The 25965-nt window shown below is 67.5% G+C and carries 21 protein-coding genes and 1 riboswitch; of the genes, 17 read left to right on the forward strand and 4 right to left on the reverse strand.

Features of this window, described 5'->3' with window-relative positions; genetic code table 11:
- Window positions 1–25: 25 nt before the first annotated feature.
- Window positions 26–2959, reverse strand: a complete 2934-nt coding sequence (locus OHA70_RS29135; protein WP_328322875.1) for a helix-turn-helix transcriptional regulator — start codon at window positions 2957–2959, stop codon at window positions 26–28.
- 114 nt (window positions 2960–3073) lie between these two features.
- On the opposite strand from OHA70_RS29135, the gene OHA70_RS29140 reads away from it, so the two are divergent.
- The 10 genes from OHA70_RS29140 to OHA70_RS29185 all read left to right on the forward strand — a co-directional run bounded on the left by OHA70_RS29140 (window position 3074) and on the right by OHA70_RS29185 (window position 15319).
- Window positions 3074–3397 (forward strand): hypothetical protein, encoded by a 324-nt coding sequence (locus OHA70_RS29140; protein ID WP_328322876.1) that lies wholly within the window; start codon window positions 3074–3076, stop codon window positions 3395–3397.
- 44 nt (window positions 3398–3441) lie between these two features.
- Window positions 3442–4149 (forward strand): vWA domain-containing protein, encoded by a 708-nt coding sequence (locus OHA70_RS29145; RefSeq protein ID WP_328322877.1) that lies wholly within the window; start codon window positions 3442–3444, stop codon window positions 4147–4149.
- A complete protein-coding gene (locus tag OHA70_RS29150; protein ID WP_328322878.1) occupies window positions 4146–4958 on the forward strand; it encodes a protein phosphatase 2C domain-containing protein in 813 nt (270 codons plus the stop codon). Before OHA70_RS29145 ends, OHA70_RS29150 begins: the two co-directional genes overlap by 4 nt.
- 263 nt (window positions 4959–5221) lie before the next feature.
- Window positions 5222–6106 carry a hypothetical protein gene (locus OHA70_RS29155; protein WP_328322880.1) on the forward strand — a complete coding sequence of 295 codons (885 nt, stop codon included), beginning with the start codon at window positions 5222–5224 and terminating at the stop codon, window positions 6104–6106.
- Between the two features lie 2 nt (window positions 6107–6108).
- The gene (locus OHA70_RS29160; protein WP_328322881.1) at window positions 6109–6735 is read left to right on the forward strand and encodes a 4Fe-4S single cluster domain-containing protein; all 627 of its coding nucleotides are present in this window, start codon (window positions 6109–6111) and stop codon (window positions 6733–6735) included.
- Window positions 6736–6751: 16 nt separating this feature from the next.
- Window positions 6752–7972 (forward strand): hypothetical protein, encoded by a 1221-nt coding sequence (locus OHA70_RS29165; protein ID WP_328322882.1) that lies wholly within the window; start codon window positions 6752–6754, stop codon window positions 7970–7972.
- Window positions 7972–9873, forward strand: a complete 1902-nt coding sequence (locus OHA70_RS29170) for an AAA family ATPase (protein WP_328322883.1) — start codon at window positions 7972–7974, stop codon at window positions 9871–9873. Before OHA70_RS29165 ends, OHA70_RS29170 begins: the two co-directional genes overlap by 1 nt.
- Complete coding sequence (locus tag OHA70_RS29175; RefSeq protein WP_328322884.1) at window positions 9870–11051, forward strand: hypothetical protein; 1182 nt, start codon at window positions 9870–9872, stop codon at window positions 11049–11051. The genes OHA70_RS29170 and OHA70_RS29175 overlap by 4 nt, the downstream gene beginning before the upstream one ends.
- A 7-nt stretch (window positions 11052–11058) precedes the next feature.
- Window positions 11059–13632, forward strand: coding sequence for a hypothetical protein (locus OHA70_RS29180; protein WP_328322885.1), 2574 nt, complete (start codon window positions 11059–11061; stop codon window positions 13630–13632).
- Between the two features lie 67 nt (window positions 13633–13699).
- The gene (locus tag OHA70_RS29185) at window positions 13700–15319 is read left to right on the forward strand and encodes a vWA domain-containing protein (protein ID WP_328322886.1); all 1620 of its coding nucleotides are present in this window, start codon (window positions 13700–13702) and stop codon (window positions 15317–15319) included.
- A 6-nt stretch (window positions 15320–15325) separates the two neighbouring features.
- Here the strand turns inward: OHA70_RS29185 and OHA70_RS29190 are convergent, their stop codons facing one another.
- Entirely contained in the window at window positions 15326–16117 is a 792-nt protein-coding gene (locus OHA70_RS29190; RefSeq protein WP_328322887.1) for a class I SAM-dependent DNA methyltransferase, read from the reverse strand.
- Window positions 16118–16232: 115 nt separating this feature from the next.
- Here OHA70_RS29190 and OHA70_RS29195 point away from each other — a divergent pair, with 115 nt between their 5' ends.
- The 3 genes from OHA70_RS29195 to OHA70_RS29205 all read left to right on the forward strand — a co-directional run bounded on the left by OHA70_RS29195 (window position 16233) and on the right by OHA70_RS29205 (window position 18276).
- Window positions 16233–16853, forward strand: a complete 621-nt coding sequence (locus OHA70_RS29195; protein WP_328322888.1) for a dihydrofolate reductase family protein — start codon at window positions 16233–16235, stop codon at window positions 16851–16853.
- 275 nt (window positions 16854–17128) lie between these two features.
- Entirely contained in the window at window positions 17129–17674 is a 546-nt protein-coding gene (locus tag OHA70_RS29200; RefSeq protein WP_328322889.1) for an RNA polymerase sigma factor, read from the forward strand.
- Complete coding sequence (locus OHA70_RS29205) at window positions 17671–18276, forward strand: hypothetical protein (RefSeq protein WP_328322890.1); 606 nt, start codon at window positions 17671–17673, stop codon at window positions 18274–18276. Before OHA70_RS29200 ends, OHA70_RS29205 begins: the two co-directional genes overlap by 4 nt.
- Window positions 18277–18279: 3 nt before the next feature.
- On the opposite strand, the gene OHA70_RS29210 is transcribed toward OHA70_RS29205, so the two are convergent.
- Window positions 18280–20274 (reverse strand): AAA family ATPase, encoded by a 1995-nt coding sequence (locus tag OHA70_RS29210; protein ID WP_328322891.1) that lies wholly within the window; start codon window positions 20272–20274, stop codon window positions 18280–18282.
- Window positions 20275–20373: 99 nt separating this feature from the next.
- On the opposite strand from OHA70_RS29210, the gene OHA70_RS29215 reads away from it, so the two are divergent.
- Together OHA70_RS29215 and OHA70_RS29220 are read left to right on the forward strand one after the other, a co-directional pair.
- Complete coding sequence (locus tag OHA70_RS29215; RefSeq protein ID WP_328322892.1) at window positions 20374–20700, forward strand: ArsR/SmtB family transcription factor; 327 nt, start codon at window positions 20374–20376, stop codon at window positions 20698–20700.
- 2 nt (window positions 20701–20702) lie between these two features.
- Window positions 20703–21125 (forward strand): hypothetical protein, encoded by a 423-nt coding sequence (locus OHA70_RS29220; RefSeq protein WP_328322893.1) that lies wholly within the window; start codon window positions 20703–20705, stop codon window positions 21123–21125.
- On the opposite strand, the gene OHA70_RS29225 is transcribed toward OHA70_RS29220, so the two are convergent.
- The gene (locus OHA70_RS29225) at window positions 21122–22549 is read right to left on the reverse strand and encodes a DHA2 family efflux MFS transporter permease subunit (protein WP_328322894.1); all 1428 of its coding nucleotides are present in this window, start codon (window positions 22547–22549) and stop codon (window positions 21122–21124) included. The two genes, OHA70_RS29220 and OHA70_RS29225, sit on opposite strands and share 4 nt — an antisense overlap.
- A gap of 53 nt (window positions 22550–22602) precedes the next feature.
- Here OHA70_RS29225 and OHA70_RS29230 point away from each other — a divergent pair, with 53 nt between their 5' ends.
- Both OHA70_RS29230 and OHA70_RS29235 read left to right on the forward strand, forming a co-directional pair.
- Window positions 22603–23301, forward strand: a complete 699-nt coding sequence (locus tag OHA70_RS29230; RefSeq protein ID WP_328322895.1) for a TetR/AcrR family transcriptional regulator — start codon at window positions 22603–22605, stop codon at window positions 23299–23301.
- A 4-nt stretch (window positions 23302–23305) separates the two neighbouring features.
- Window positions 23306–25768 (forward strand): excinuclease ABC subunit UvrA, encoded by a 2463-nt coding sequence (locus OHA70_RS29235; RefSeq protein ID WP_328322896.1) that lies wholly within the window; start codon window positions 23306–23308, stop codon window positions 25766–25768.
- Window positions 25769–25826: 58 nt separating this feature from the next.
- Window positions 25827–25962, forward strand: a riboswitch (cobalamin riboswitch).
- Window positions 25963–25965 lie beyond the last annotated feature (3 nt).

The following is a 25965-nucleotide window of genomic DNA, read 5'->3' on the forward strand; positions in this document are numbered from 1 at the left end:
GCCCGTCTCTGACGGACAGTCCGCGTCAGTCGAACAGGTTCTCCTGGTGCGCCTTGGCGATTGCCTCCGGACCGCTGTTCACGCCCATCTTCTGGTAGATCGTTCCGAGCTGGGTTGTGGTCGTTCGCGCCGCCACGCCCCGCGCGGCGGCGATCTGCGCGGTGCTCTTGCCCTCGGCGCGCAAGCGCAACGTCTCGAACTGTGCTTCGGTCAGTCCGTACGGCCGCCCGATCCGCTGGGCCTTCTCGACATCGAGCCCGATTCGGTCGGCCAGCACGGCAACCTTCCTGCGCAACGGCTCGGCACGCAGCTTCACTGCCATCTTGTACGCGTCCCGCAGGACCGGCCGTGCGTCGCTGCGGGCAGCTGTCCTGACCATGACTGCTGCCTCGCGGAATCGCGCGTAGGCGGCCGGATAGGGCCGGTTCAGCTTGATCCAGCCCGCGACGATCTTGTTCCACCCGGCGGCGGTGTCCAGACGCTGGATTCGTTGCCGCTCTGCCGCGCACAGCCTGATGAGTTGATCCATCTCTTTCGTCGGCCGCTCGGGTTTGGCATCCGATCCCTCGCGGGCGAGCCAGTCGCCGACGGCCATCGCGGTGGTCAGCTGCGCGTCCTTCGCACCCTGGCGGGTCGCCTGATCTGCCACGCTGCGCAAGCCCACGGCGCAGAGCCGCAGCCGCTCCAGCGGGTTCTCGCTGTCTCGTACCGCCTCGAGCCCGAACTTCACCTCGTCGACGGCGCGGCCGAGGTCGCCCTCGCCGAGCGCCAGCTCGGCCTGGACCGTGTGCAGCGGTCCGAGGAAGCGTGGGTCCTCGCCGAGCTCGACGCCGGCGATCGAGGTGAGCAGCTCGCGCGCCTGGTCGTACTCGCCGCGGGCCACCTTGACCTCGGCGAGAGTCAGGCGCGGGTAGAGGCTTTCGCCCACCGGCCGGCCCAGCGACACCTCGGTGATGATCTCCTCGGCCTCGTCCCACCTGCCCAGCAGCACGAGCGAGACGCTGGCGGTGTTGGCCAGCAGGATGCCCCGACGACTTCCCGCCAGATCGAGCTGTCGCGCCTCTTCGAGTCCCTGTCGCGCCATGTCTGCCGCCTCTTCCGGCCGGCCGGCGTTCTCCAGGACGAGTGCGAGGTTGCCGTAGGCACGCAGCAGGTCCTCGATGTGATGGACCGAGTGGGCGATCTCGAGCGCCTCCTCCAACCGGCCCACACCGTCGGCCTGGCCGAGCATGCACATAGCCAGGCCGGAGGTGTTCAGCGCACGGCCCTGCTCTGGCAGGGAATCGATCTCGCGCGCCATGTCGAGCGCTCTGTTCGCCTCTTTCAGGCCGTCGTCGTAGCGACCAGCTTGCAAGTAGGACAGGGCGATCCCGGTGAGGACGCGTGCCTCTGTCGCCGAAGGTGGCTGCTCGGCCAACAGGCGTGCGGCCTGATGGGAGGTCTCGACGGATTCCTTGGTCTGACCGGCCTCCCACAGGTAGGTGGCGAGCCGCTCCTGCAGCTCCCCGAGCCGACCTGTCTCGCCCTCGGCCTCCTCGATGGCCTGCCGGATATGTTCGACGGCCCGATCGACGTGACCGGACCAGCGGGCAGCGTCGGCCGCCTCGATCAGCAGCTGGATCTTGTCGACACCCGCCAGAACCTCCGGACCGTCAACCTGCTGCCACAGCTGCAGCGCCCGGCCGAACTGGGTCTCCGCGGACGGGAAGGCCAGCGTGCGTGCCGCGAGCTGCCCGGCCTGCACGGCGGAGGTCAGTGCCTTCGGCCGGACGTCTGCCTGGTACCAGTGGCTGGCCTGCTCCGCGATCGCCGAACCTTCGGTGAGGCTCAGTTGCGGATCTGAGGTGAGCGCCTCCGCCATCGCCGTGTGCAGGTCGACCCGAGCGTCGCGGACGGTCGCCTGGTACACCGCCTCGCGCTGCAGGGCGTGCGGGAACTGGTACACGTCCCTGTTCTGGCCGGGTGTCAGCAACTGTCGGTCGAAGCAGTCCTGTAGTGCTTTGTGCAGTACCTCGGTCTGCAGACCGCTGACCGTGCGCAGTAGTTGGCGACTCGTCGCACGGCCGGCAACGGCGGCCACTCGCAGCACCTTGAGCGCGTCCTCGCTCAGACCGTGCAACCGGGCGAGCAGCAGCGATTGGAGGTTGTCCGGGAGCTGGACGTTGTCGGGGTCCGCCAGCGCGCCGCTGGCGATCAGTTGCTCGGCGTAGAACGCGATTCCCTCGGACCATTTCAGGCAACGCTCGACCAGCACGGGGTCGACCCGGCCACTGAGCTTGGCGGTGAGGAACACTCTCAGCTCGTCCTCGGTGAACGGCTCCAGCTGGTGCCGCTCGGTCCGGCGCAGGAACTCGGTTGCGGCCAGCAACCGCCACAACGGGTTGTCGAGGTTCACCTCGCTCTTGCGGTAGGTGCAGACGAGCAGCAGCCGCCGGTCGTCCTGGCGGGCCTGGCCGAGGTGCCGCACCAGGTCGAGCGTCGACGGATCCGCCCAGTGGAGGTCCTCGATGACCAGCACGACCGGGGCGTCCGCACCGAGGTTGTCCAGCATCCGGCGTACCGCGAGGAAGACCTGTTGGGGGCTGGTCATCGATTCGCTGCCGAGATCGAAGAACGTGGTCAACCGCTCGTACGCCGGTCCGCCGAGCTCGAGCGCCCGCTCCGGGCCGTGCCGACGGCCGAACGTCTCCAGCAGCTCCAGCAGCGGCCCGTACGGCATCGGATCACCGAAGTGCTCCTCGCAGCCACCGATCAGCACATGGGCGCCGCTGTCTTCGGCCGCCGCCGCGAACGTCGCGACCAACCGGCTCTTGCCGACCCCGGTGTCACCGCCGAACAGCACGGTCTTGGCCTGACCGTCCCGCACATCGATCAACCGCTGCGCCAACAGTTCCTGCTCTTTACCCCTACCGACGAACTCCGCGTCCCGAGCCACGCTCAGCGCCTCCCCGACTGTCACCGACCGTCATCAACCTAGGCGATGATCCGCCCTGTCCGTAGCCCTCGACAACCCCTCGTGAGCACTGTCCGTCAGATATCCCACAACAGATGCCAACGCAATGGGAGGCCAGACGTGCGGATAGCTTTGCTGGGCCTGGCGACCCTTTGCCTGGGCGGATTGATCGCGCTGTCGGCCGCGCGTTCCCGGCGGAGCTCTCCGAGGGAACGGATCACCGCATCGCCCTCGCTGCCGACGGCAGCCATGATCGCGGTCGCCCGAACCCATTTCGTCGACGGCGGCGGGTACATCGAGATCGGTGGCGTCCTCGCCTGGGCCTCGGCCGACCCGGTGCTGCGGATTCTTCCCGGCCAGGTCCTTGATCACGAGCCGGCCGGAGACGGCCACACATTCACGGTGTCCATTGCCGACTCAGTACGGGAGGAACAACACCCATGAGCCATCCTCTGACTCGAACCGTGCGCGCATCCCACAGTCGCGGCTTGATCACTCTGGTTGTCGACACCTCCGACTCGATCGCGCAGATCGGCGCGCTCGATGGGCTCAACAGTTCGCTCCGGGACTGGGGAGACGAGATGCGCAAGGACGCCAACCTGCAACGGATCGGTCAGGTCGCAGTGGTGACGTTCGGGCCCGACGTGCGAACGATCGACGGGAGCGGCGCGAGCCTGAGCACGCCGGCCGATCCCTTCGTCGATGTGGCGCGGTTCAACCCGCGCGAACTGTCGACCGGTGGCTTCAGTCCCATGCTGGAGGGGATCGAGCGCGGAATCGATGTCATCCGTGACGGTGCCCGGGCTCTGGATCGGCAGAATCTGCTGCTGGCCTGGCGTCCGACGCTGTGCCTCATCTCCGATGGGGCGCCGACGAGGATCGACGGAAGTCCGACCAACCGGCTGCGCGAGGTGACTCAGCGACTACGGGCCGAGGAAGACGCGCACAATCTGGTTTTCTTCGCGATCGGAGTTCCCGGAGCCGACGACCAGGCGTTGCGAACGCTGGCCGGTCCGGACGGCTACTACCGACTCGCGGAGGTGAACTTCATGCACGCTCTCAAGCTGTTGTCAGCCAGTGTCGTCCCGAACCGCTCCACGTCCGGCAACTCGGCGGAAGAGATCAAGCGGGACGCCCGACAGGATGTCGAGCAGAATCCAGGGTATCGGGACTGGCTGGTCGGCGCCGAGAAATGACAGATCCGTTTCCACCGCACTGGCGGATCGTCGGTGCGAGCGTGCCGGGGAGCCGCCATGCGGCTGTCGCCCAGGTCAACCAGGACTCCTGGCTGTACCGGCAGGTCACCGACGAAACGTTCGTGCTCGCTGTGGCGGACGGGGCCGGTTCCAGGCCGCGTTCCGCGGTCGGGTCCCGGCTTGCCGTGGAAGCGGCCTTCGCGTCAGCGTGCGCGGTGCTGCCGTTGCGGGCGCCTGAGCAGAGACAGGACTACGTCGAGCTGGCCGGTCGTTGGGCAAGCGGATGCCGGACAGCGTTCACCCGGGCGACGGAAGCGACCGCCGGAGCTCTGTCGGCCGGACACCGCGACGGTGCGACGTCGGACGATTTCGCCACCACCTTGCTCGCCGTGCTGGCTATGCCGCCGTGGTACTGCTACCTGACGGTCGGCGATTGCTTCGCCGTCGTGTACCGCCGGCCCGACGGACCACGCCTGGTCGTCCCACCGCTAATGACCGGCTCGCGTGGGGTCACTAGGTTTCTCACCACACCGGAATCCGCCACGAAGATGTCCTTCGGGGTGATCGACGAGCCCAGTCTCTCGGGGCTGGCGCTGTGCTCGGACGGCTTGATCGAGGCGACGCTCGACGTCGCCCGGAGTGCCGACGGCGGGTTGTGCTATCTCGCCCCGGCCGATTTCAGCGGATTCTTCGAGGCCGGCATCGACATCGACTGGACCGGCACCGACCTCGCGGCCGGCCTCGCCTCGCCGGAGTACGCAGCCGCCTCCGGCGACGACATGACCATGGTGCTGGCGGTCCGTCGGTGAAGTACTTCACCGACAGCGGCAGCGAGCTGCGGATCGGCCCGGGGATCGCCCGCGGGCGCGAGGGAACGGTCTTCCGTCTCCTCGGCGCCGACCAGACCTGCGTCAAAATCTATGGTCGCCCTGATCCACAGCTGGGGAACCGGCTGACGGCTGCGATCGCGCAGCCGCCGGCACGGTGGCGCGCTGATGCTCAGCAACACCGATATGTGGCTTGGCCCCGGGCGGTGGTCTACGACGCCGAGGGCCGCGCTGCGGGGTTCCTGATGGCCGAGGTCCGCGGTGTTTCGCTGGTGCACCTGTACGAGGCGGATTCGCGGGCCGACGCCCTCGACGATCCCACCTGGGCTACCTGTGTGGCGATCGCGCGGGAGATCGCGGTGATCTTCGGCGCGCTGCACCCGTCCATCGTCGTCGGGGACGTCAGTCCCAACAACGTGCTGGTCACCCGGGCCGGCCGGGTCTGCCTGATCGACTGCGACAGCATGCAGTACACCGATCCGACGACCCGCCAGGACTGGCCCGCGCGGATGGTCACGGCGGACTACGCCCCCTACAGCCCCGGTGGGCAGACGCGACCGCTGACTGCCGACCATGATCTGTTCGGACTGGCGATTCTCATCTGTGAGCTGCTGATGGCAGGGCAGCATCCTTACGACGGCCGACCGGTCGGCGCCGACCGACCGGAGGGAAGAGCCGGCAACATCAGGCTCGGGGCGAACCGGCTGACCCGTCCCGCAAGCCTGGGCGATCGTCCGGGCCTGATCCCGGCGACGATCCTGCCCAGCGGCATTCGCCGGCTGATCATGGAAAGCTTCACTGCTGGGACGCAGGCTTCGCCAGGACGCCCGAGCGCGCTGGACTGGGTGCGGGCGCTGGATGGGCTCACCAACCAGATCACTGCCTGTGGGCGATCGGTGTACCACCGATATCCCCGCTACCTGGGGCGCTGCATCTGGTGTGACCAGGTCAGAGCCGGCATCGGAGACTACTTTCCGCCCCCGACGGTTTCACCTCCCCGGCAGTCGACATCCGAATCGAAGCGATGGGTCCGCAAGCCCCCTCCACCCGACTACGGCCACCGGCCGAAGCCAGGGACGCCCCCGTTGCCGACCTGGCCGGATCCGCGCAAAATCTGGAAGGAACGTTGACCATGGCCGATTCAGTTGTCCGGCTGGCAGAGACACATCCACGCTGCACCGTGCTCGGCCCGGGGACGCGATTCGCCGTGTGGGTGCAGGGATGCCCGCTGAACTGCCGCGGATGTACGAGTCCGACCTGGATCCCGCAGGCCGGCGGCGTCGAGATCAGCGTCGGGGAGCTCGCGGATCGGATCATCGATCAGGCGATCGATGGACTCACGCTCTCGGGCGGCGAGCCCTTCGCCCAGGCCGGTGCGCTGGCCGAGCTGGTGCGGCGGGTACGGGCTACCCGGGATCTCTCGGTGATGAGCTACACCGGCTACGTCGTGGAGCATCTGCGCCGCCATGGTGATGCCGCCCAGCACCGGCTGCTGGAGTCGCTGGACATTCTTGTCGACGGCCCCTATCTGGACGATCGCCACGCCGTCCTGCGCTGGCGAGGGTCGGCGAATCAACGCCTCCACTATCTGACCGATCGCCACCAGCCGGAACCCGACGACGACAGCGCCGGTCTGCAGGTCGAGCTCGGCGCCGATGGCGGGATCAGATGGCTGGGCGTCCCGCCTGTCCGTCAGTTCCGGGTGGAGTTCGAACGTCGGCTGGGGCTGGCCCCGGCTCTGCCGCCCGAACAACCCTGACGAGGAGACGGTACGGATGAGCGGATCACCGAAGTACAGCAGTGTCGCCCTTGCCGCGGCGCGACGTGCGCAAGCGGCCGCGGAGCGGGCCCAGCGCGCCCGCCGCCGCGAGGAGGAGCTGCAGCGGCGTCTGGCCGCGGCCCTGCAGCTGACCCGGACGACCACCGCCGCCCGATGCGCCTCCCTGGCCTCGCGCGCCGCTGGTTTGGGCCAGGAGGCGACCGAGCAGATGGCGTCGGTGCGGCAGACCGCGGCCGAGATCGCCGGCGCTTCGAACCAGCTCGCGCTGGCGGCCGCCGGCCGTCGGCTGGACCTGCTGGAATGGCAGATCGACGCTCTGTCCGACGCGATCGGGCTGCGGCAGGAGGCGGCCGCCTCGGCACGTCTGGCGCAGTTGGCGGCCCAGCTCGGAACGATCCCGCGAGCCGAGCGTCTGCACCTGGATGCGGCCGGCGGGCAAGCCGCCGAGCGCGCGCTCGATGCGGTCGCCTCGGCCCCGGGCGTCCCGTCCGGGCAGAGCCTCGACAACGCTGCCCGGCGGGTAGCCGAACACCTCGGCCGGGTCCGTAGCGCGCAGGCCGAACGGGCGACCGTGGTGCGCGAGACCGAGCTTCGGATCGAAGAGCTGAGCTCGAGGCTCGGCGTGCTGGAAGCCGACGGGCGCGACCTGAGCGTCAAGCTCGAAGGTGCGGAGTTCGCCCACGACTACCTCGACCGGCTGCGCAAGGTGGTCGCCGATGGCCGTCTCGGCGAGCTGTCCACCCTGTTGCCTCAGGCCGTCGCGGCGGTCGACCGTACCGAGCAGACGTTCGATGAGGCGGTGGACCGCGTGATAGAGCGCCGTCGCATCCTGGCGTCCGTCGTCGCGGGCCTGCCGGACCTGGGGTTCGGCGTGATTGCCGACAGTCTCGTGGAGCAGCCGGACGGATCGGTGTCGGTACGGGCCCAGACGGTCCGCGGGCAGACGCTCGACGTTCTCGTGCACGACGGTGAAGACGGGCCCCACGAGGTCCTGTACTCCAGCTCGGAACTGGAGTACGAGGAGACCGCTGGAGGTATCACCGGAGCCACTTGCGGCAGCCTGGTGGACCTGGCCGGAGCCCTGAACGACAGGGCCGGCCAGGCCGGCTACATCACGGGAAAGGTGTCGTGGGACGACGGCGGTCCCGACCCGGATTCAGGTTCCACCAGCATCGTCCGGCCCTCGGTTGCCGGATCGACGCGGAACGCCCGCTGATGAGCGTCCTCGAGACCTCCGGGTTGCCCGGGTCGCTGTGGCTGCAGCGGTTCGGGCATGAGGTCAACCGGCATCGACACATTCTCATCCACGGCAACATCGAGGATCTGGTCCGGTCGAACAACCGGTACGACACCTTCACGAATGCCGTGTTCGACGTGCTGCAAGTACTCGGGTTCGCAACTGTGGCTCGCTACAGCGTCGCTGAGGGCCTGACCTTCCCCGACGAGTCTCATCGGCAACAGGTCGAGCGATTGTCTGCCCAGAACGCGTCCGCGTCCGTGACGTCCACAGCAGGCGTACCGGACCGAAAGAGCCGGATCACTGCCGCGCGGGAGCAGAGCCAGGAGCAGATGCGCGGCACGCAGCAGCCCAGGCCGCGCAACCCGGCCGAGGCGCTGGCCGCTCTGGTTCCGATGCTGACCCAGACCACGGCGCCGTGCGCCGTGATCATCGACTCGCCGGACCTGCTGATCGGGCCGGCCGGCCAAGTCACGGACCAGTTCCCGGCCCAGGTCGCCTACGTGCGGCACCTCCTCCAGGTCGCGGCGACTCCCGCTCCGGGGAACCTGCGCAACACCCTCGTCTTCGTCGCCCGGGGTCTGACCGACGTGCCGATCTGGCTGCGGGAGAGCCCCCACGTGGCGGTCGTTCCCGCGGAGGTACCGCGGATCGAGGAGCGACGGGCGCTGCTGGCGGAGACCGTGCCGTCCTACCATCGGGGCGGCGAGCTGTCCGATGAGTCGCGGGACCAGGCCGTGTCGGCACTGGCCAATCTCACCGATGGCATGACGATCATGGACATCCAGTCGTTGACGGCAACCTCCCGCACAGCTGGGATCGAGGCCAGTGACGGGCGCCGTCTGCTCGCCCGGCATCGTTTCGCCCTGCGTGAGGACCCCTGGGAGAAGCTCGACGAGGTCAAGATCCGTGGCGCGGAGCAACTGCTGGGCCGGCGGGTCGTCGGTCAGGAGCACGCCGTACGCGAGGTCAGCAACGTCCTGGCCAATGCCCGGGTCGGCATCGACTTCGTTGCCGAGGGCACCGACAGTAGCCGTCCGAAAGGAGTCTTCTTCTTCGTCGGCCCGACAGGGGTGGGGAAAACCGAACTGGCGAAGGCGATCGCCGAGCTCGTCTTCGACGACGAGACGGCGATGCGGCGGTTCGACATGAGCGAGTACATGCAGGAGCACGCCAGCGAACGATTGACCGGGTCCCCGCCCGGATTCGTCGGCCATGAACAGGGCGGTGTGCTGACCAACTGGATCTTGGAGCGGCCTTTCAGCGTGGTGCTGTTCGACGAGATCGAGAAGGCCGATCCCAAGATCTACGACAAGTTCCTGCAGATCATCGACGACGGCCGGCTGACCGACGGGCAGGGGCGCACCGCGTACTTCTCGCATTCCATCATCATCTTCACGTCCAACATCGGCGCCGCCGGCCTACCGGCCGATCCGACCTACGAGGTGGTCGCGAAGCACTTCCGTGACGAAGTGAAGGAGTACTTCGAGAAGCGGGAGCGGCCGGAGTTCCTGGGCCGCCTGGGTGGTGGCGTGATCCCGTTCGACATGTTGCGTCCGGCTGTCGTCGGCCAGCTGGTCGGCAAGCTGCTGGACCAGCTGGTCACCTCGGCCCTGGCCAAGGGGTTCGAGCTGGTGATCGACCGAGCGGACATCACCCGGGAGGTCGAGAAGCATCTTCTGGGTGCGGCACCTCGCTACGGAGCGCGGGAGATCTGCAGGCCGATGCTCGAGCAGTGGATCCAGGTCCCGCTCAGTCGCTGGATCCTCCAGCACTCGCCGGCTCCTGGCACTCGCATCCGGGTCTACCGGACGACCGAGTCGCCTCCGTTCGCCATCGAAGCCGACAACGACCATGCGACCGAGGGGTACCTACCATGACCACCACGAACGAGCAGGAAGACTGGTTCCACGAAGAGAACCGGGACCCCAGTCCGAACGGCCGACGCACCGACCCCACTCCGCCGGCTGCGACTCGTGCGCCCGAACCGGTAGTCGCCGGCGTACCCGTTCCGGCCGAGGAACCGACGCTCCTCGTCGACCCGGACCAGCGCAGGTACGAGCCGATCACCGAACCGGCGATGGCGCCGCCCACCGTCAACCCGTGGGAGCAGGACACCGACAGCGACGAGTTGGCGCCGCTGGCGATTCCGACTACCGCGCGCGCTCCGCAGGACGCCGTACAGATAGGGATCTGGGGGCAGCCTGAATCCGGTAAGACCACGTATCTCGGCGCGCTGCGGATCGCCGCCGCGCAGCAGCAGGGCAGGCTCGGACGATGGACGGTGTCCGGGTTGGACGATCCATCGTCGAACTTCCTGGTGGAACAGGCCGAGCGGATGACCCGGCAGCGGCGGTTTCCGGAGCCCAGCCTGGTGGAGGAGACGCTGAGATGGTCGTTCAACGGCCGGGCGCCCGGCCGGTTCGTACGCCGGCCGGTGGAGTTCGTCCTGTCGGTTCAGGACGCCCCGGGCGAGGCGTTTCGGCAGGGTCCGTTGATGCAGCGGGTCGTCGACCATCTGGCCCGCTCCCGCGGTCTCATCTACCTTTTCGATCCCATCACACTGAACAGTTCCAACATCGAGTACTTTGACAAGACGCTGCAGATGCTGTCGGCGAGCTTGCGGGCGGGCAGCCGGCTGCGCAAAGGCAAGCTGCCGCACTACCTGTCCGTGTGCGTGACCAAGTTCGACGACCCGGCGTTCTTCACCCGGGCCGTGCACGAGGGGTGGGTGACCCAGGACAGCACCGACCAGCGCCTTCCGCGCGTTCCGGACGATCGGGCGGAGGCGTTCTTCGACTGGGTGTGCCACGTGCTGCGGCGGCAGGGCGCACCCCTGATTCGTGAACTCATCCGATCGAACTTCGATGACGTACGGGTCAGGTACTTCGCGACTTCGTCGGTCGGTTTCCGGCTCAACGATCAACAGGTCTTCGACTTCCGTGACTTCCGTAACGTCGACGTGACGGCAGATCACGACCGGCGCATTCGCGAAATGGTGCGCCCGATCAACGTCCTGGAGCCGCTGATCTCGCTCGAACGCCGGATCAGGGGGTAGGGGTGCCGTGTCCACGGACGAGAACACCGCTCGGCCTGAGAACACAGTGCTGGCCGGGTGGGCGGTGGTCAGCAAGAGACTCGATCCCTCCGGCCGGTTGGCGATCGACGGCTACGAAATCGTCGGGACCAGCGGCAGCATGGCCTTCGCGCAGTCGCTGCAGGGAGCTTGTCTGACCGGAACACCTTCCAGCACGGCTGTCGACACCCAGGACGCGCTCCCTTGGGTGATCGTCACGGCCGGAGGCTCGCTGGGGGCGGTCACGGCGATGAGTGTCGTGACCTCGAGCACGATCCGCACCGAGGGCGGCCGGCCGGTGACGCCGACGCGGCTCCTCTGGACGAACTGGGCGGACGCTGCGCGCTGTCGGATGTCCTGGTCAGCGATGCTGACTGCGCATCGATCACTGCGCTGGTCGGACACCATCCTCCCAGCTGATGCGCAGGGTGCTCCGGTCGCCGTGGAGATCGCCGACACGGCTGCCGGCACGGTAGCCGACGACATCGATCGGTTCGGGTTCGACTGGGTCGCCGGCCTGGCCGGGATGGTCCTGGACGGCCGGCGGATCGCGATCGTCGCGGAGACGACGCCCCTGCCGGGTGTCGACGAGCGCTTGAAACTGTTCGACGCGGTGTGCGGTCTGCTGCCGTACGGGTACCGCGCTCGGTTCAGTGCGGCGAGTTGGGCCAAGGCGAACGTCGAGTCCGGCATTCTCCTGGTCTTCTCCGACGCCGTGGCCAAGGACCAGCGCAGGGTCGGGTGGCAGTCTCCAGCTCCGCAACCGCACAGTTCAGATGCGACGGCCTATGTCGAGACGCTGCTACGCCTCAGGCATGGCGAGGCGAGGTTCTCCAGCTCGGACATCGTGCAGCATCTGCTGGGGGAGTCGGATCCACGGCGCTGCGGTGATGCCGCCGCCGCCCTGACAGGTCTGCTGCGGATGGACCTACCGCGCGAGACCGCTCGTCTGATCCGGTCCGGTCGAGGCAGCGTCGCGAACGTCCGGTTGGCGCTGAGCGAGCATTCGCTGGACAGCCTGCCGTCCGAGATCGCCCAGACGCTGGTGCAGTTCTTGGCCGACAGCTCCGGACGGTCTGCGGAGGCAGCCGACCTGTTGGTACAGGTTTGGTCCCCCGAGACCGAACGCAGGCTGGGAGCCTACGGGCGTTCGTTCCTGACGCCCGCAGGCCTGCCCCACCTGTACACGTGGTTCGAGTTGGCCGATCGCGCCGGATCGATGTCGAAGCTTGCCCTACTGCGAGAACTGTTGCGGCCGACCGCCACGGTGCCGGATCTGACGCCTGAATCCGCGGACACTGCCGTGCGATTGCTGGCACAGTTCACCGGCGCGATCAATGATGTGGCCATTCAGCGAGTGATCGTCGATCAACCTGGCGTCTGCGTCGGCCTGCTGCGGAAGATCCTGGACCGCTCGATTTCGACCGCACGGGCCGTCGGGCTGATCCAGGACTGGCTACGCGATCACTCCGCCGAACGACGTCCGTGGCTGGCGTCCTTCGGCTTCGCCATCGGGCGGGGCGAGCCGACAGACGAGCAGTGGCGGACCCTGCGGACGATCGACGACCGGGTTTGGCGTGTTCTGCTGCAGATCGCCGCATCCGAACGGCACTCGGAGCGTGTTTTCGCTTCGATGTGGCCGTTCCTCGTGGACCGGGCCGGCAGTGAGACGACACCGAACCGCGACGCGGCCTTCGAGGCAGAGCTGGAGGCGATGACGCCGACGAGCTGTGGTCTGTCGAGTGCGGAGTGGCCTCGCATCGACTTGATCAACCTCGTCCGTTTCGGCTCGATGCCAGGCCTCAGGACTGGCGTGGTGCCGATCGATGCCTACGGGGGAGTATTCGGCGCGGCGTGGTACAGCCCCAATCTCGCCGACCGCCGGGCTGCCCTGAACCAGCGTCTGGTGGCGGAGATGTTCCCTCGGTCCGGTACTGCGGACCAGGCCACCCTGCTGATGTCCGTTGTAGCGAGCAACGACCCCGAACTCACCCAGCTCGCCGCGCAGGCGATCGCCCGGGAGATCGACAGACGCCCGGCCGCTTTCGACTCGGTGGTCTTCAGCCCGGAATGGATCGACCAGATCCGCGGTTTCTCCGCCAAGGAGGGTTTCTGGGCCTACCAGGCACTGCGCACCCTGGCCGGGACGAGCCCCGCCACTCAACAGATCGCCGCTGGATACGCGCAGGGTCTCCGGGTCGGTCTGAGCCACAGCACCCTGGAGAGAGCGCTGCGCCAGTGGTTCCGCGGTCAGTCGCCGCAACTGATCGAGCAGCTCCTGATCGACCTCTTGGACAACGACGCCGCGAACGGCGCCGAAATGCTACGTCGCTCCGTTGTCGACGGGCAGTACGGCGTTCCCACAGCGGAGCGCTGGCGCGACTTCGTCCAGGATCGCCAGATGCTCGCGCAATGGCTCGTCGGCAAAACCAAGCCGCCGAGAAGAAGGAGAGCTGACTCCGGTACCGGAGGAAGGATCGGCGCTGCGAGAAAGCGCATCGGAAGCATGCTTCCAGGCTTCAAAGGTGCCGACGGCGACCAGCGCCCGGCTGCAGACAACTGACGGAGACACGACCATGACCGCGATCCGACCGGGTTTCACCGCACACTCTGTCCGCACACTGCGGACGTTGTCAGTCTCGCTCATTGCGTTGTTCGCCGCCGTGGGTTTGGCGGCTGGGCCGGCGATGGCCGACCCGGCGCCGCCGACTCGTGACCAGATCTATCGCCAGCTCGGCGTCGACGCCGTGACGGCCGACTACATCGTCCTGGTGGACACCTCCGGCTCGATGGCCGCGAGCGGTCGCTACAGCAACGTTCGAAGGGTCTTGGGCAGCTTTCTGTCAGGCTTGGCGCCGAGCGACTATGTCGCGCTGTACACCTTCGACACCGCACCGCAACGGCGCTACGCCGGTACCGCCGCCAACCGCGCCGGAATCCTTGGCGCGCTGCCTGCCGGCCCGACTCCGAATGGGTCGACCGACATCGGCTCGGGGATCGAGCAAGCCCTCAACGAACTGAATCGAGCGGGTGCCGCAGACATCGCCACAGTCGTCTTGTTGACCGATGGTCAGCAGGATGCGCCTGCGAGTTCGGCGTACCGATCGATTGCCTCCCCGGCCTGGCAGACACTGAAGACCCGGGCGCGGTCGCTGAAGAAGACCTGGCTGGGAGCGTATGCCCTTCCGCTGATGGCTCAGACCGGGGCGGCGCTGCTGCAGCGGGTCATCCCGAGCACGGTCGTTCTGCAGCCTGCCAACGGGCCTGCTCTGGTCAAGTACCTCGACCAGTCCAAGCAAGCGGCCCGATTGGCCAAGGCACGTTCCCTGCTGGCGGGCGACCTCGGCAAAGGTGTGCGGGTGACGTGGACTGCGACGCAAACGGATCCAAGTGCAGGTACTGCGACACTGCGTGCGGACCTGTCATCCCTGACACAGCGGGTGCCAATCACAGTGTCGGACCTGCACGTCAACGCGAGCCAGGGGGTGACCTGGACCGGATCGCCGCCCTCGGCGGTGATCCTCAAACCGGGTCAAACCCGATCCTTCGTCCTTCAGGTGCGTCGGACCCCCGGCTTCAGTGCCAAACTGTGGCCGCATCAGGTCTCAGATTCGGCTCCGATGTCGCTGGCCGGGCGAGTTGGTTCGCCCTGGGCGAGCGCCCTCGCCCCGGACATCGCCTTGAAGGTACCGGGGCAGATCAACAACAGCGGCAACACCCAGGTTGCCAAGCAGGTCGGATCTTGGAAGGCGGTGGGAATCGCCGGCGGCGTGTTGGCCGTGATCCTGTTGGCGTTCGCCCTGGCTCTGTACCTTCGGGCCTTCCCGCGGCTGCCGCGGGGAGCAATCGGTATCTACGAGGTCGGCGGTCGTGGAAGCGACGGGTTTCGGCGGATCGACCAGATACCGGTCAGGGGGCGTCGTTTCGAGCACACCAGCCAGGCTGCCGACGCCGTCATCGAAGTACGGGGCCGACGCGTTCCGGCCTCGAAGTTCGCCACCAAGCACATCGGGTTGGAAGCCACCGTGGCACGCAACGACTCCCGGGGCACATCGCGCCATACGATCCGCCCCGGCCACGGCGGGTTGGTCAGCGGCTTCTACCTGCTACACGTACGGCAGGGCGACGATGTTCCAGGCCGACTGCGAGTGAGCAACGGTCAGGACGAAATCGCCGAAGGGTCGCTTTGGGCGATGCGCGAATCACCGGACAACGGCGCCGATGCCTTCGATCGCGCTGAGGTTCGCTGAGCCCGGCTACTGGACCGACGAACCGGGAGACGCGGCGATCCCCGCCACCGGTGGTACCAACGCTTGAACGTTGGGTTTGCGCCAGACGGAGACGTGGCTTTCGCTGTCGGCGGTGAACGGGGTCCGGTGCCAACCGGCGTACCGGGCTTCGAACTCGAGCCCGGCGAGCTGGGCCATCAGGTCGCATTCGGCCGGCCAGATGTAGCGGAAGTTGCCCGCGGAGTACCGGGTCGTGCCGTCGGGCTCGGTGAAGTAGTGGTGCGACGCGCAGGCCTGGGTCGCGAGGTCGTACGTGTCGAAGACCAGATGTCCGTCGCCGAGGGTCATCGGTACTGCGGACTGCCCGGGCGGCATCCGGCGGATTGCGGGCACCCACAACTCGATGACGAAGCGGCCGCCGGGCTTGAGGTGGCGGGCCGCGTTGCGGAAGCACTCGACCTGCTCGGCCTGGGTCCGGAGGTTCGAGATGGTGTTGAAGACGAGATAGACCAGCTCGTACTCGCCGGGCACTCGCGTCGTCGCCATGTCGCCCATCACGACGGGCAGCCCGGGATCCTTCTGGCGCAGCTGAGCCGCCATCGGCTCGGACAGCTCGATCCCGGTCACCGCGACGCCGCGGCCGGCGAGCGGGATCCCGACCCGGCCGGTACCGATCGCGAACTCCAGCGCCGGACCCGACCCGGCCAGCCCGGCCAGGAAGTCGACCGTCGGCTCGATCACGTCCGGCGTGAACATCTCGGCGGACGACGCGTCGTACCGCGTCGCAGTGTCCTCGTCCCACACTTCGCTGCTAGTCATCGCCTAGCAGCCTGCTGGTTTTGGGGTGATCCTGTCCATCGAGTTTTCCATGTCAAAGGCGGCCGGCCGGCTCCGACTCAGGGGTGAAAGCAGGCTTCTTCGAAGGAGAAAGATCATGGCGAAGGTACGCGTTCACAACTTCACGATCACGGTGGACGGCTATGCCGCCGGCCCGAACCAGCGGCTCGACGTGCCGTTCGGGGACGGTATGGACGGCCTGCACGACTGGATGAACGCGGCGATGGAGGACGCCGCGACCGGCGTCGACGCCGAGCGGCTGAGCCGATGGAACGACAACGTCGGCGCCACGATCATGGGCCGGAACATGTTCGGTCCGCAGCGCGGTCCCTGGGAGGACGAGTCCTGGACCGGCTGGTGGGGCGCCAACCCGCCGTACCACCACGCCACCTTTGTCCACACTCACCACCTCCGCCCCGACCTTCCGATGGAGGGCGGCACCACCTTCCACTTCACCGACAACCCGATCGAGAAGGTCCTCGAACAGGCCGTCCAGGCGGCCAACGGCCAAGACGTCGTCATCGCCGGCGGCGCCGCAACGGTCCAGCAGTACCTCCGCGCCGGCCTGATCGACGAACTCAACCTGGTCATCGCCCCGGTCCTGGCCGGCGCCGGCATCCGCCTCTTCGACAACCTGGACGGCGCGCTGTCGGCGTACCGGGTCTCCGAACAAACCAGCTCCACCACCGCCGCCCACGTACGCCTGGTCCGCCGCTAGCTCGTACTGCGAAAGTGCCCCACGCGGCCTCCACCCACCCCGTTCGCGGGCTCCTCCGTCGCCCCCACGGCGAGCGCCGGGTCGAATCACCTGCATCTCGTGCCGCTCGACAGGAGGTAGTCGATGGGTTCCTAGGGCGCTTGAGCGTGAATGGTTCCTCGGCGTACGCCGTACAGGGGTGCACTACCTGTCCGTAGGAACGCCACCTGAAAGGATTCGGGGCTTGCCGGACATGCATTGGTGTGACTTCCATGGTCGGGCGAGAGGATGTGCGGGTGCGCGAGGCTCGCTTTGAGGTGTTGGTGGGGGTGGTGGGGGCGCCGGTGCATCGGTATCTGGTGCGGCGGGCTGATGCCGATGCCGTTGATGATGTGCTGGCCGAGACGATGCTGGTGCTCTGGCGGCGGATCGATGAGGTGCCGGGGCTTGGCGACGGTACAGCGGTCGATCCGGATGAGGTACTGCCGTGGTGCTACGGGGTCGCGCGTGGGTGCTTGGCCAATGCGCGGCGGGCCGAGGGGCGACGGCTGCGGCTGGTGGAGAGGTTGGCTCGTACGGCCTCGGAGTTGCCGACGGCAACCACTGATCATGCTGAGCTGTACGAGGCACTCAAAACTCTCGGTGAGCTGGACCGCGAAGTCGTGCTGTTGTGGGCCTGGGAGGGACTGCCCCCACGGGGGATCGCCGAGGCGACCGGGCTGTCCGCGAACGCCGTCAGCATTCGGTTGCATCGGGCAAAGAAAAGGCTGGCTGTGCTGCTCGGGCGAAAGAACGTGGTCGGTGCCGGACAGGAGAAGGGTAAAGGAGGGAGCGAGCTGTGAACGATGACGAACTGCTGGCCCAGCTGAAGGCGGCCGACCCGGCATCGGATGCTCCCGAGCCCGATCTCGATCGCCTCTTGGAGGCCACGATGACCACGGACACCGAAGCCCGGCCCAGCACGACCACCCGCCGCCGCTGGCTGCCCGCCGTCGCTGCTGGAGTACTGCTTGCTGCTGGGGGAGTCGGCTGGGCAGTCGCTGGCAACTCGGACAACCAGCCTGTCGCCGGCCCGCCGACCAGCGCTGTCAGTACGCCGGCAGCAGTCCTCAAGCTGACCGTCGGCGCTGCTCCCAACGCCAAGTGCCGCGCGGTAGAGGTGGCAGACCTCCAAGGAATGCAGACCGCCTTCGCCGGTACCGCGACCGCGATCCAAGGCGAAATGGTCACCCTGCATGTCGACCACTGGTACAAGGGCGGCAACGCCACCACCGTTGAAGTCCAGTCCAACGCCGACGCCGTCACCACGCTCCTCGGCGTCGACTTCAAGGTCGGCGGCACGTACCTCATCACCGCCACCAACGCTCAGGTCAGCCTCTGTGGCGAAAGCGCCCCCACCAACCCGGAGCTCCTCAACCTCTACAAGCAGGCCTTCGGAGGCTGAGACTCAGGTGCCCGGCCGCTGCAGCAAGTAGTCCTCCGCGCGCATCGAGGTAGCTGCGTGGACGTCCTCGGGGAGCAACGTCCGCAGGTCCTGCTCCGTCAGCGTCTCGGGATCGCGCAGGGCGAGCCGGGTCGCCTGGTTGGAGATGGCCTCCTCGAGCATGTTCCGGATGAATCGGCCGTTGCCGAAGTTGTGCCCACGCGGAGCGGCGGGGATGAACTTGCGAACCACAGTCAGTACCTCCTGGCTGTGGATCATCCCCTTCTGCTTCGCCTGCAGCTCGAAGATGGCGACCAGCTGATCGGTGTCGTACTCGCTGAACGACAGCAGTTTCGGGAACCGCGACGCCAGCCCGGGGTTGGAGTCCAGGAACCGCTGCATCTCGCGGTGGTACCCGGCGACGATCACGACGCACTCGTCGCGGTAGTCCTCCATCATCTTCAGCAGCGTGGCGACGGCTTCCATGCCGAAGTCGCCGGGGTTGTTGTCCGGTACCAGGGTGTACGCCTCGTCGACGAACAGCAGCCCGCCGAGCGCCTCCCGGAACTTGGCCGCCGTCATGGGCGCGGTGGTACCGACCCCAGAGCCGACCAGGTCGGAGCGGTCGACCTCGACCACATGGCCCTTCTCAAGTACGCCCAGCTCTTTGTAGATCCGCGCGAGCAGCCGGGCGATCGTCGTCTTGGCCGTACCGGGCTTGCCGACGAACACCATGTGCCGCGCCCGATCCTGCGTCGGCAGCCCGAGCTCCTTGCGCCGTTGGTTGGTCCGGATCTCCGCCACCATCCGCCGCACGGATTCCTTGATCGACTCCAGCCCGATCAAGGCCTCCAACTCACCGATGGCCCCGGCCTGCTCAGCCGCCGGTACTACGGGAGTGGCCGGCGCAGGTACAACCTTGCTCACCGGCGTCGGTTCCGGCACCACCTGGGGCACGGCCTGCCGCACCACTGTCGGCACGGCCTGTGGTGCCGACCCGCCATCGAGGTGCTCGAAGAACGCACCGAGGTCAGGCACCTCGGGATCCGGCCACGGCCCGTTCTCGAGTACGCCCGCCAAGTGCACCGATACCCGCGTAGCCGCCGCCGCCCAAGTCCGCGCGAGCACCCGCTGATCCTGTGCGATCGCCTGTCCCAGCCACTCAGCGTTGCGGCCCAGCCAATCGCGCGGCTCGAAGCCATCCCTCAACTCGGCCAGAGCGTGCTCGACATCCCACCCGTCAACCCCAAGGATCTGCCCAACCTCCGCAGGCTGCCCGTCGAGTCCGGACGCCCGGATCAACCGCGCCAGCAACCGCGAGAAGTCCGGCGCCTCGTCATCGACAACGACCGCCGCCAACTTGGCGTGCACGTCGTGCAACGTGTCGAGCGAGTACTTCAGTGCAGCCTCTGAACCGGCGAGCTCCGGCAGTACTGCGCGCTCCGCGTCGCTGAGCACCGTCGTCCGCCAGAACTGCGCGATCGTGTCGTAGTCGGCGGCGACATGCATCCGGGTCGCCTCGCGATCGCCCAGCACCCGATCGAACCCAGCAGTCAACGCCCGAGCGCGAGCCGCCATCGGCGGAGCGTCGACGAACAGGCTCACCACGTCACGCGACAACTGCAATGCTTGCCGTCGGCCCTCTTCGGTGAAGCTCCGGGCACCGGACAGCACCAGCAACGGCCAGTCGGTCGCCGCGACCCGGACGACGTGTCCGGAACCCAGCCACGCCGCCGGGCGATAGAAGTCGCGGGTCAAGATCGCGCTGACGTCGGCGTATTCGCCGCGGAGTACCGGGATCCAGCCGGTCAGCAGTGGCGCGATCTGATGCGCGAACCACACCGCCGCTGGCGTCCCCTCGACGAACTCCGGAAAAGCCCCCGGCCGCAGCGCCGTCGGATCATCGGCCCACGCCCGGAGCTGCCCCCGGACCCCCGCCAGCCAACCATCCGGTACTTCCCAGGCCTGCTCAGCCGTGAGTACGTCGAGCACGCGCGCTCGCCGAGTGTGCTGCTCCACGAATTTCCTCTCCTAGCCGACCTCCAGGCCCGCCCACTTTAGTGCGTCAGGGTCCTTCACGTCTTGCGAATAGTTAACTGCCGATGTAACTATTAATCCATGGACGACGAGGTTGATCGCTTCTTCGAGGTACTGGCTGATCCGACGCGGCGGCAGGTCGTTCGGTTGCTAGGGGAGGGGCCTCGGCGCGCTGGGGAGCTTGCGGTGGCGACCGGGGCGTCGGCGCCGGCGATGAGCCGCCATCTTCGGATCTTGCTGGCCGCCCGGCTGATCGACGACGAGCGGGTGCCGGATGACGCGCGGCTGCGGGTGTTCCGGCTGCGGCAGGAGCCGATGGTCGCGGTACAGGCGTGGCTCGATCAGGTACAGGCGCATTGGCAGGAGCAGTTGGGGGCATTCAAGCGACACATCGAACAGGAGAAATGACGATGGTCAAGCAGTCAGCGTCCGCGGTGGTCGAGGTCGCGACCGATCCGGACACCGCGTTCCGGGTCTTCACCGACGAGATCGACCTGTGGTGGGTCCGCGGGCCGATCAACTTCTTCGATGCCAACCGCGCGATCGGGATGCAGATCGAGCCCGGCGTCGGCGGCCGGATCCTCGAGGTCTATCGGTACGCCGATGCCGCCGGTGCCGAGGATGTCCTCGAGATGGGGCAGATCACCGAGTGGGAGCCGGGCAAGTTGATGGCTTATCGCAGCTCGGTGGACGACACCGAGACGGAGGTCCGCTTCGAGTCCTTCGAGGGTGGGACCCGGGTGAGCGTCGAGATGACGCTGGTTCCCGGTGGCGAGAAGGCGTTCTACTTCTGGCCGAACGTGATCGGCTGGTTCGCCGACCGACTTGCCTAGGCGCTCCGCTTCGGGAGGAGCCAGACCAAGGCGAAGGTAACGCTGAAGAAGACGGCAGCGAGGGCGATCACTAGTTCGCCTGCATGGTTGAAGGGGATGGCGCCGCCGTGGTTGACGCGGGCGAAGAAGACGGTGCCGAGGGCCGCGACGCCGATGGCGCCGGAGAACTGCTGGACGGCGTTGAGCATGCCGGCGCCGGTACCGACTTCTTCGGCGGTCGCTGCGCCGAGGATGAAGTCGAAGATCGGGACGAACACCAGGCCGGTGCCGAATCCGATCAGCAGAAGCGACGGAGCCAGCGTCCACGAGGTGAGGTGGGTGTTCGCGACGGTCCACCACAAGACGATCAGGCCGATGACTGCGATACCGAGGCCGAGATGCAGAGTGGCGCGGCCGATTCTCTGGGCGAGTACGGCGCCGGCGAGCGTTACAGCGACGGCGCTGCCGAGCGCCCAGGGGATCAGGGTGAGGCTGGTGTGCAGCGGGGTCCAGTGCAGGCCGAGCTGTAGAAGCAGATTGAGCGCGAGCTGGAATCCGCTCAGGGATGCGTAGAAGGCGCCGGTGATGGCGAGGCCGGCGACGAAGCTGCGCTTGGTGAACAGCGAGGGCGTGATCACTGGGTGCTTGCTGCGTCGTTCGGAGGCGACGAACAGCGCCAAGGAGACGATTGAGCCGGCCATCGACAGGTAGGTCCACAGTGGCCAGCCGAGTTCGCGGCCTTGGATCAGCGGGATGATCAGCAGCGCCGAGGACAGAGTGAGGAGAGCGACGCCGCCGAGGTCGAGTCGGGCGGTCTCGTCCTCACCGGTCTTGGCGGGCAGGATTCGCCAGGCGAGGGCCAGGGCGACGATGCCGATCGGCACGTTGATCAGGAAGATCGAGCGCCACTGGCTGCCGAACAGGTCGAGGTGCAGCAACCAGCCGGCCAGGATCGGTCCGGCGACGGTCGCGAGTCCCATCACGGGACCGAACGGGATGAGTGCTTTGCGCAGCAACTGCGGTGGGAAGACGACCTTCACCATCGCGAAGCCCTGCGGGATCATCACGGCGCCGAACAGTCCTTGCAGGATGCGTGCGGTGATCAGGAAGGCGACACCGGGGGCCAGGCCGCAGGCGAGCGAGGCGAGGGTGAAGCCGGTCATGCCGAGCAGGAACAGCCGGCGGCGACCGAACAGGTCACCTAGTCGGCCGGACGTGATCAGGCCGATCGCGAAGGCGGCGGTGTAGGCGGTGAGGACCCATTGCAGGGTCGTCTCACTACCGCCGAGGTCGGCGCGGATGGATGGGCCGGCCAGGTTGGCGATCGTCGAGTCGATCACGTCCATCACGTCGGCGATGAAGACGACGGCGAGGACGAGCCAGGCCTGGCGCAGAGGAAACGGAGCGATACTCGACGCTTCTAACGAACGTTGTTCTATAGTCACGAACTAAGTTCTACGCTTGGAACATTGTTCGTGTCAACTGTAGGGTCGGTCACATGCCAGTCGATCCGAGAGAACGCCGTGCCGCCCGCCACGCTCAGCCGGCCGCAGCGCCGGTCCGCCAGACCCGGCGCAAAGACCCGATCACCGTCGACCGGATCACCGACGCGGCGCTCGAGGTCGTCGCCACCCAGGGGTACGACGCCCTGACGATGCGGAGCGTCGCCGCCGTCCTGAACACCGGGCCGGCCTCGCTGTACGCGCACGTCGTCAACAAAGCGGACATCGACGAGCTGATCATCGGCCGGCTCTGCTCCCAGCTGGTACTACCAACACCCGACCGGTCGGCCTGGCGCGAGCAGATCCACGACGTCTGCGCCCAGGCCCGCGACCAGTACCTGAAGTACCCCGGCATCTCCCGCGCCGCCCTGGCGATGGTCTCCACCAATCTCGACGTCCTACGCGTCAACGAAGGAATGCTGGCCATCTTGCTTGCCGGCGGCATCGAATCGCAGACGGCAGCCTGGGCCATCGATGCCCTCTGGCTCTATACCTGCGCCTACGCGCTGGAGCGTTCGCTGGTCGCACAGCATGAGGACTGGGTGGTCAGCCGCAAGGATTTGGTCGAGCGGTTCAGCGCGCTGCCCGCCGATCAGTTCCCCCAGATCCGGCGCCATGCGTTCCAGCTGACGGCCGGCATGGGCCATGAACGTTTCGACTTCACGCTGAACCTGATGATTGCCAACCTACGATGACCACATGCATTGGGGCGAGCAGGTCGCAGTACGGGGTGCCCGGGTCCACAACCTGAAGAGTGTCGACGTCGACGTGCCGCTGCGGCAGCTCGTCGCGCTGACCGGCGTGTCCGGGTCGGGCAAGTCGTCGCTCGCGCTGGGGGTGCTTTATGCGGAGGGTTCGCGCCGGTACCTCGAAGCCTTGTCCTCGTACACGCGTCGGCGGCTGTCACAGGCTGCTCGCGCGGACGTCGACGCCGTTGACGGGGTGCCGGCCGCGATCGCGCTGCACCAGCGTCCCGCAGTACCGGGTGTTCGCAGTACGTTCGGCACCGCGACGGAGCTGCTCAATTCGCTGCGCTTGATGTACTCGCGGCTGGGGGAGCACCTGTGTCCCAACGGCCATCGCGTGAAGCCGACGCTCGAGATCGCGTCGACCGCGCATCTCACCTGTCCTGAGTGCGGCGAGCGCTTCGCAGTACCGGGTGCGGAGTCGTTCGCGTTCAACAGCGATGGCGCCTGCGAGACATGCGCGGGCACGGGCGAGACGCGGCAGATCGACCAGGATTCGCTGGTACCGGACGAATCGCTCAGTATCGCCGACGGTGCTGTGGCTGCTTGGGGTTCGTTCGGCGCCGGCCTCCTGCCTCAGGTGGTCGCCCAGCTCGGCGTGCGAGTAGACGTGCCGTTCCAGGAGCTGACGCCGGCCGAACGCGAGATCGTGCTGCACGGCGAGGAGACCAAGCGGACAGTTGTTGTCACGAGCAAGAAAGGCAACGCCTTCGAGCTCAACGCGACCTACCGCAACGCCAACCGGGTGATCGAGGACGCGCTGTCCAACGCCCAGAGCGAGAAGTCGCTCACCCGCCTCGACCGCTTCGTCCACGTCGCCGAATGCCCGGCCTGCCATGGCTCCCGACTCAACGAACGCGCGCGATCGGTACCCCTGAACGGCGTCACGCTCGACGTCGTCTCGACCTGGAGCCTCGACCGTACGACCGACTTCGTCCGCTCGTTGCCGGCGGCCGCGCCGACCGAACTCACCCGGATGGCGGAGCAGATCGTCGACGCGTTCACCCCGACCGCCGAACACCTCCTCGGGCTCGGACTCGGTTACCTGTCGCTCGGCCGGGCGTCGCGCACGCTCTCGACCGGCGAGCTGCAGCGAGTACAGCTCAGCCGTACTCTGCGGAGCAGCGCGACCGGCCTGCTTTACGTCCTCGACGAGCCGTCCATCGGGCTGCACCCGAGCAACATCGACGCCCTGATGACGGTCGCGCGCCGCCTGGTCGAGACCGGGAACTCCGTGGTCCTCGTCGACCACGACGTCCGGGTACTGCGCCATGCCGACTGGCTGATCGAGATCGGCCCGGGAGCCGGCGCGCACGGCGGCGAGATAGTTGCCACCGGCACCGTCGCGGACCTGTCCAAGTCGCCCACGTCGGTGATCGGCGGCTTCCTCAGCGGCCAGGAGCGGACGGTCATCCGCCCCCGCGTGCCCCTCGACGACGTCTTCGAACACGGCCGGATCCGCCTCGAGACCGGCCCCCGCTTCACGCTTCAGGCTCTCGAAGCCTCGTTCCCCTTGCTGCGGCTGACGGCGGTCACCGGTGTATCCGGCTCAGGAAAGACGACGCTCGTACTCGATAGCCTCGCCGCGGCGCTGACCGGCCACGCGCCGAAGCATGTACGGCACCTGGATGCCGGCGGCATCGACCGTACCGTCATCGTCGACGCCGTCCCGATCGGGCGCAATGTGCGCTCCACCGTGGCGACGTACAGCGGCGTCCTCGACGACCTCCGCCGGGCCTTCGCCGCCACCCCCGAGGCGCGGGCGCGTGGCCTCAAAGCAGCGGACTTCTCCTACAACACCGGCAGCCTGCGCTGCCCCCAATGCGACGGTACCGGCCAAATCTCCCTGGACGTGCAGTTCCTCCCCGACGTCGATATCCCTTGCCCCCTGTGCGAAGGCCGCCGCTACAGCCCCGACGCCGACACGATCACCCTCGACGGCCTGACCATGGCCGAAGCCCTGTCCCTGAACGTCGAACAGGCCCGCACAAAGTTCACCACCCTGCGGAAGATGCAAGCCCGCCTACGCACCCTCGACGAGGTAGGCCTCGGCTACCTCCTCCTGGGCGAGGCAACCCCAGCCCTCTCCGGCGGCGAGGCCCAACGCCTCAAGCTCGTCGCCGACCTCGAGAAGCCCCAGCAAGGCACCCTCTTCATCTTCGACGAACCGAGCGTCGGCCTCCACCCCGCCGACATCCGAGTCCTCCTAGCAGTCTTCGACCGCCTCATCACCGCCGGCGCCACCGTCATAGTCATCGAACACGACCTGGACATGATCGCCAACGCCGACTACGTCCTAGACCTAGGCCCCGGCGGCGGCACCCAAGGCGGCCAAATCGTCGCCGCCACCACCCCCGCCCTCCTCCCACATATCAAACAAAGCCTCACCGGCCAGTACCTCCGCCGAGTTGACTGATCGGAGCGTCGGGCGGGTGAGCGATGGAGGAGCGAGCGGGAGCCTGGCCATGGGGGAGTACATCTCCGTCGACTAGAGTCGGCGATGTCATCGACGGCTGATGCAGGAACCCGGTGTGAGTCCGGGGCGGTCCCGCCACTGTGACCGGGGTAGACCCGGGAGTCAGGAACTGCTGCTGTCGTACCTGCCACCTGGGG

It is taken from the genome of Kribbella sp. NBC_00382 (assembly GCF_036067295.1).
Lineage (GTDB): Bacteria > Actinomycetota > Actinomycetes > Propionibacteriales > Kribbellaceae > Kribbella.

Bases quoted from the DNA above. Each gene is read 5' to 3' on its own strand.
- OHA70_RS29190 (WP_328322887.1), bottom strand. From the start codon at position 16,117: ATGACTAGCAGCGAAGTGTGGGACGAGGACACTGCGACGCGGTACGAC.
- OHA70_RS29150 (WP_328322878.1), top strand. From the start codon at position 4,146: ATGACAGATCCGTTTCCACCGCACTGGCGGATCGTCGGTGCGAGCGTG.
- OHA70_RS29215 (WP_328322892.1), top strand. From the start codon at position 20,374: ATGGACGACGAGGTTGATCGCTTCTTCGAGGTACTGGCTGATCCGACG.
- OHA70_RS29155 (WP_328322880.1), top strand. From the start codon at position 5,222: ATGGCCGAGGTCCGCGGTGTTTCGCTGGTGCACCTGTACGAGGCGGAT.
- OHA70_RS29175 (WP_328322884.1), top strand. From the start codon at position 9,870: ATGACCACCACGAACGAGCAGGAAGACTGGTTCCACGAAGAGAACCGG.
- OHA70_RS29220 (WP_328322893.1), top strand. From the start codon at position 20,703: ATGGTCAAGCAGTCAGCGTCCGCGGTGGTCGAGGTCGCGACCGATCCG.
- OHA70_RS29160 (WP_328322881.1), top strand. From the start codon at position 6,109: ATGGCCGATTCAGTTGTCCGGCTGGCAGAGACACATCCACGCTGCACC.
- OHA70_RS29170 (WP_328322883.1), top strand. From the start codon at position 7,972: ATGAGCGTCCTCGAGACCTCCGGGTTGCCCGGGTCGCTGTGGCTGCAG.
- OHA70_RS29195 (WP_328322888.1), top strand. From the start codon at position 16,233: ATGGCGAAGGTACGCGTTCACAACTTCACGATCACGGTGGACGGCTAT.
- OHA70_RS29165 (WP_328322882.1), top strand. From the start codon at position 6,752: ATGAGCGGATCACCGAAGTACAGCAGTGTCGCCCTTGCCGCGGCGCGA.
- OHA70_RS29230 (WP_328322895.1), top strand. From the start codon at position 22,603: ATGCCAGTCGATCCGAGAGAACGCCGTGCCGCCCGCCACGCTCAGCCG.
- OHA70_RS29235 (WP_328322896.1), top strand. From the start codon at position 23,306: ATGCATTGGGGCGAGCAGGTCGCAGTACGGGGTGCCCGGGTCCACAAC.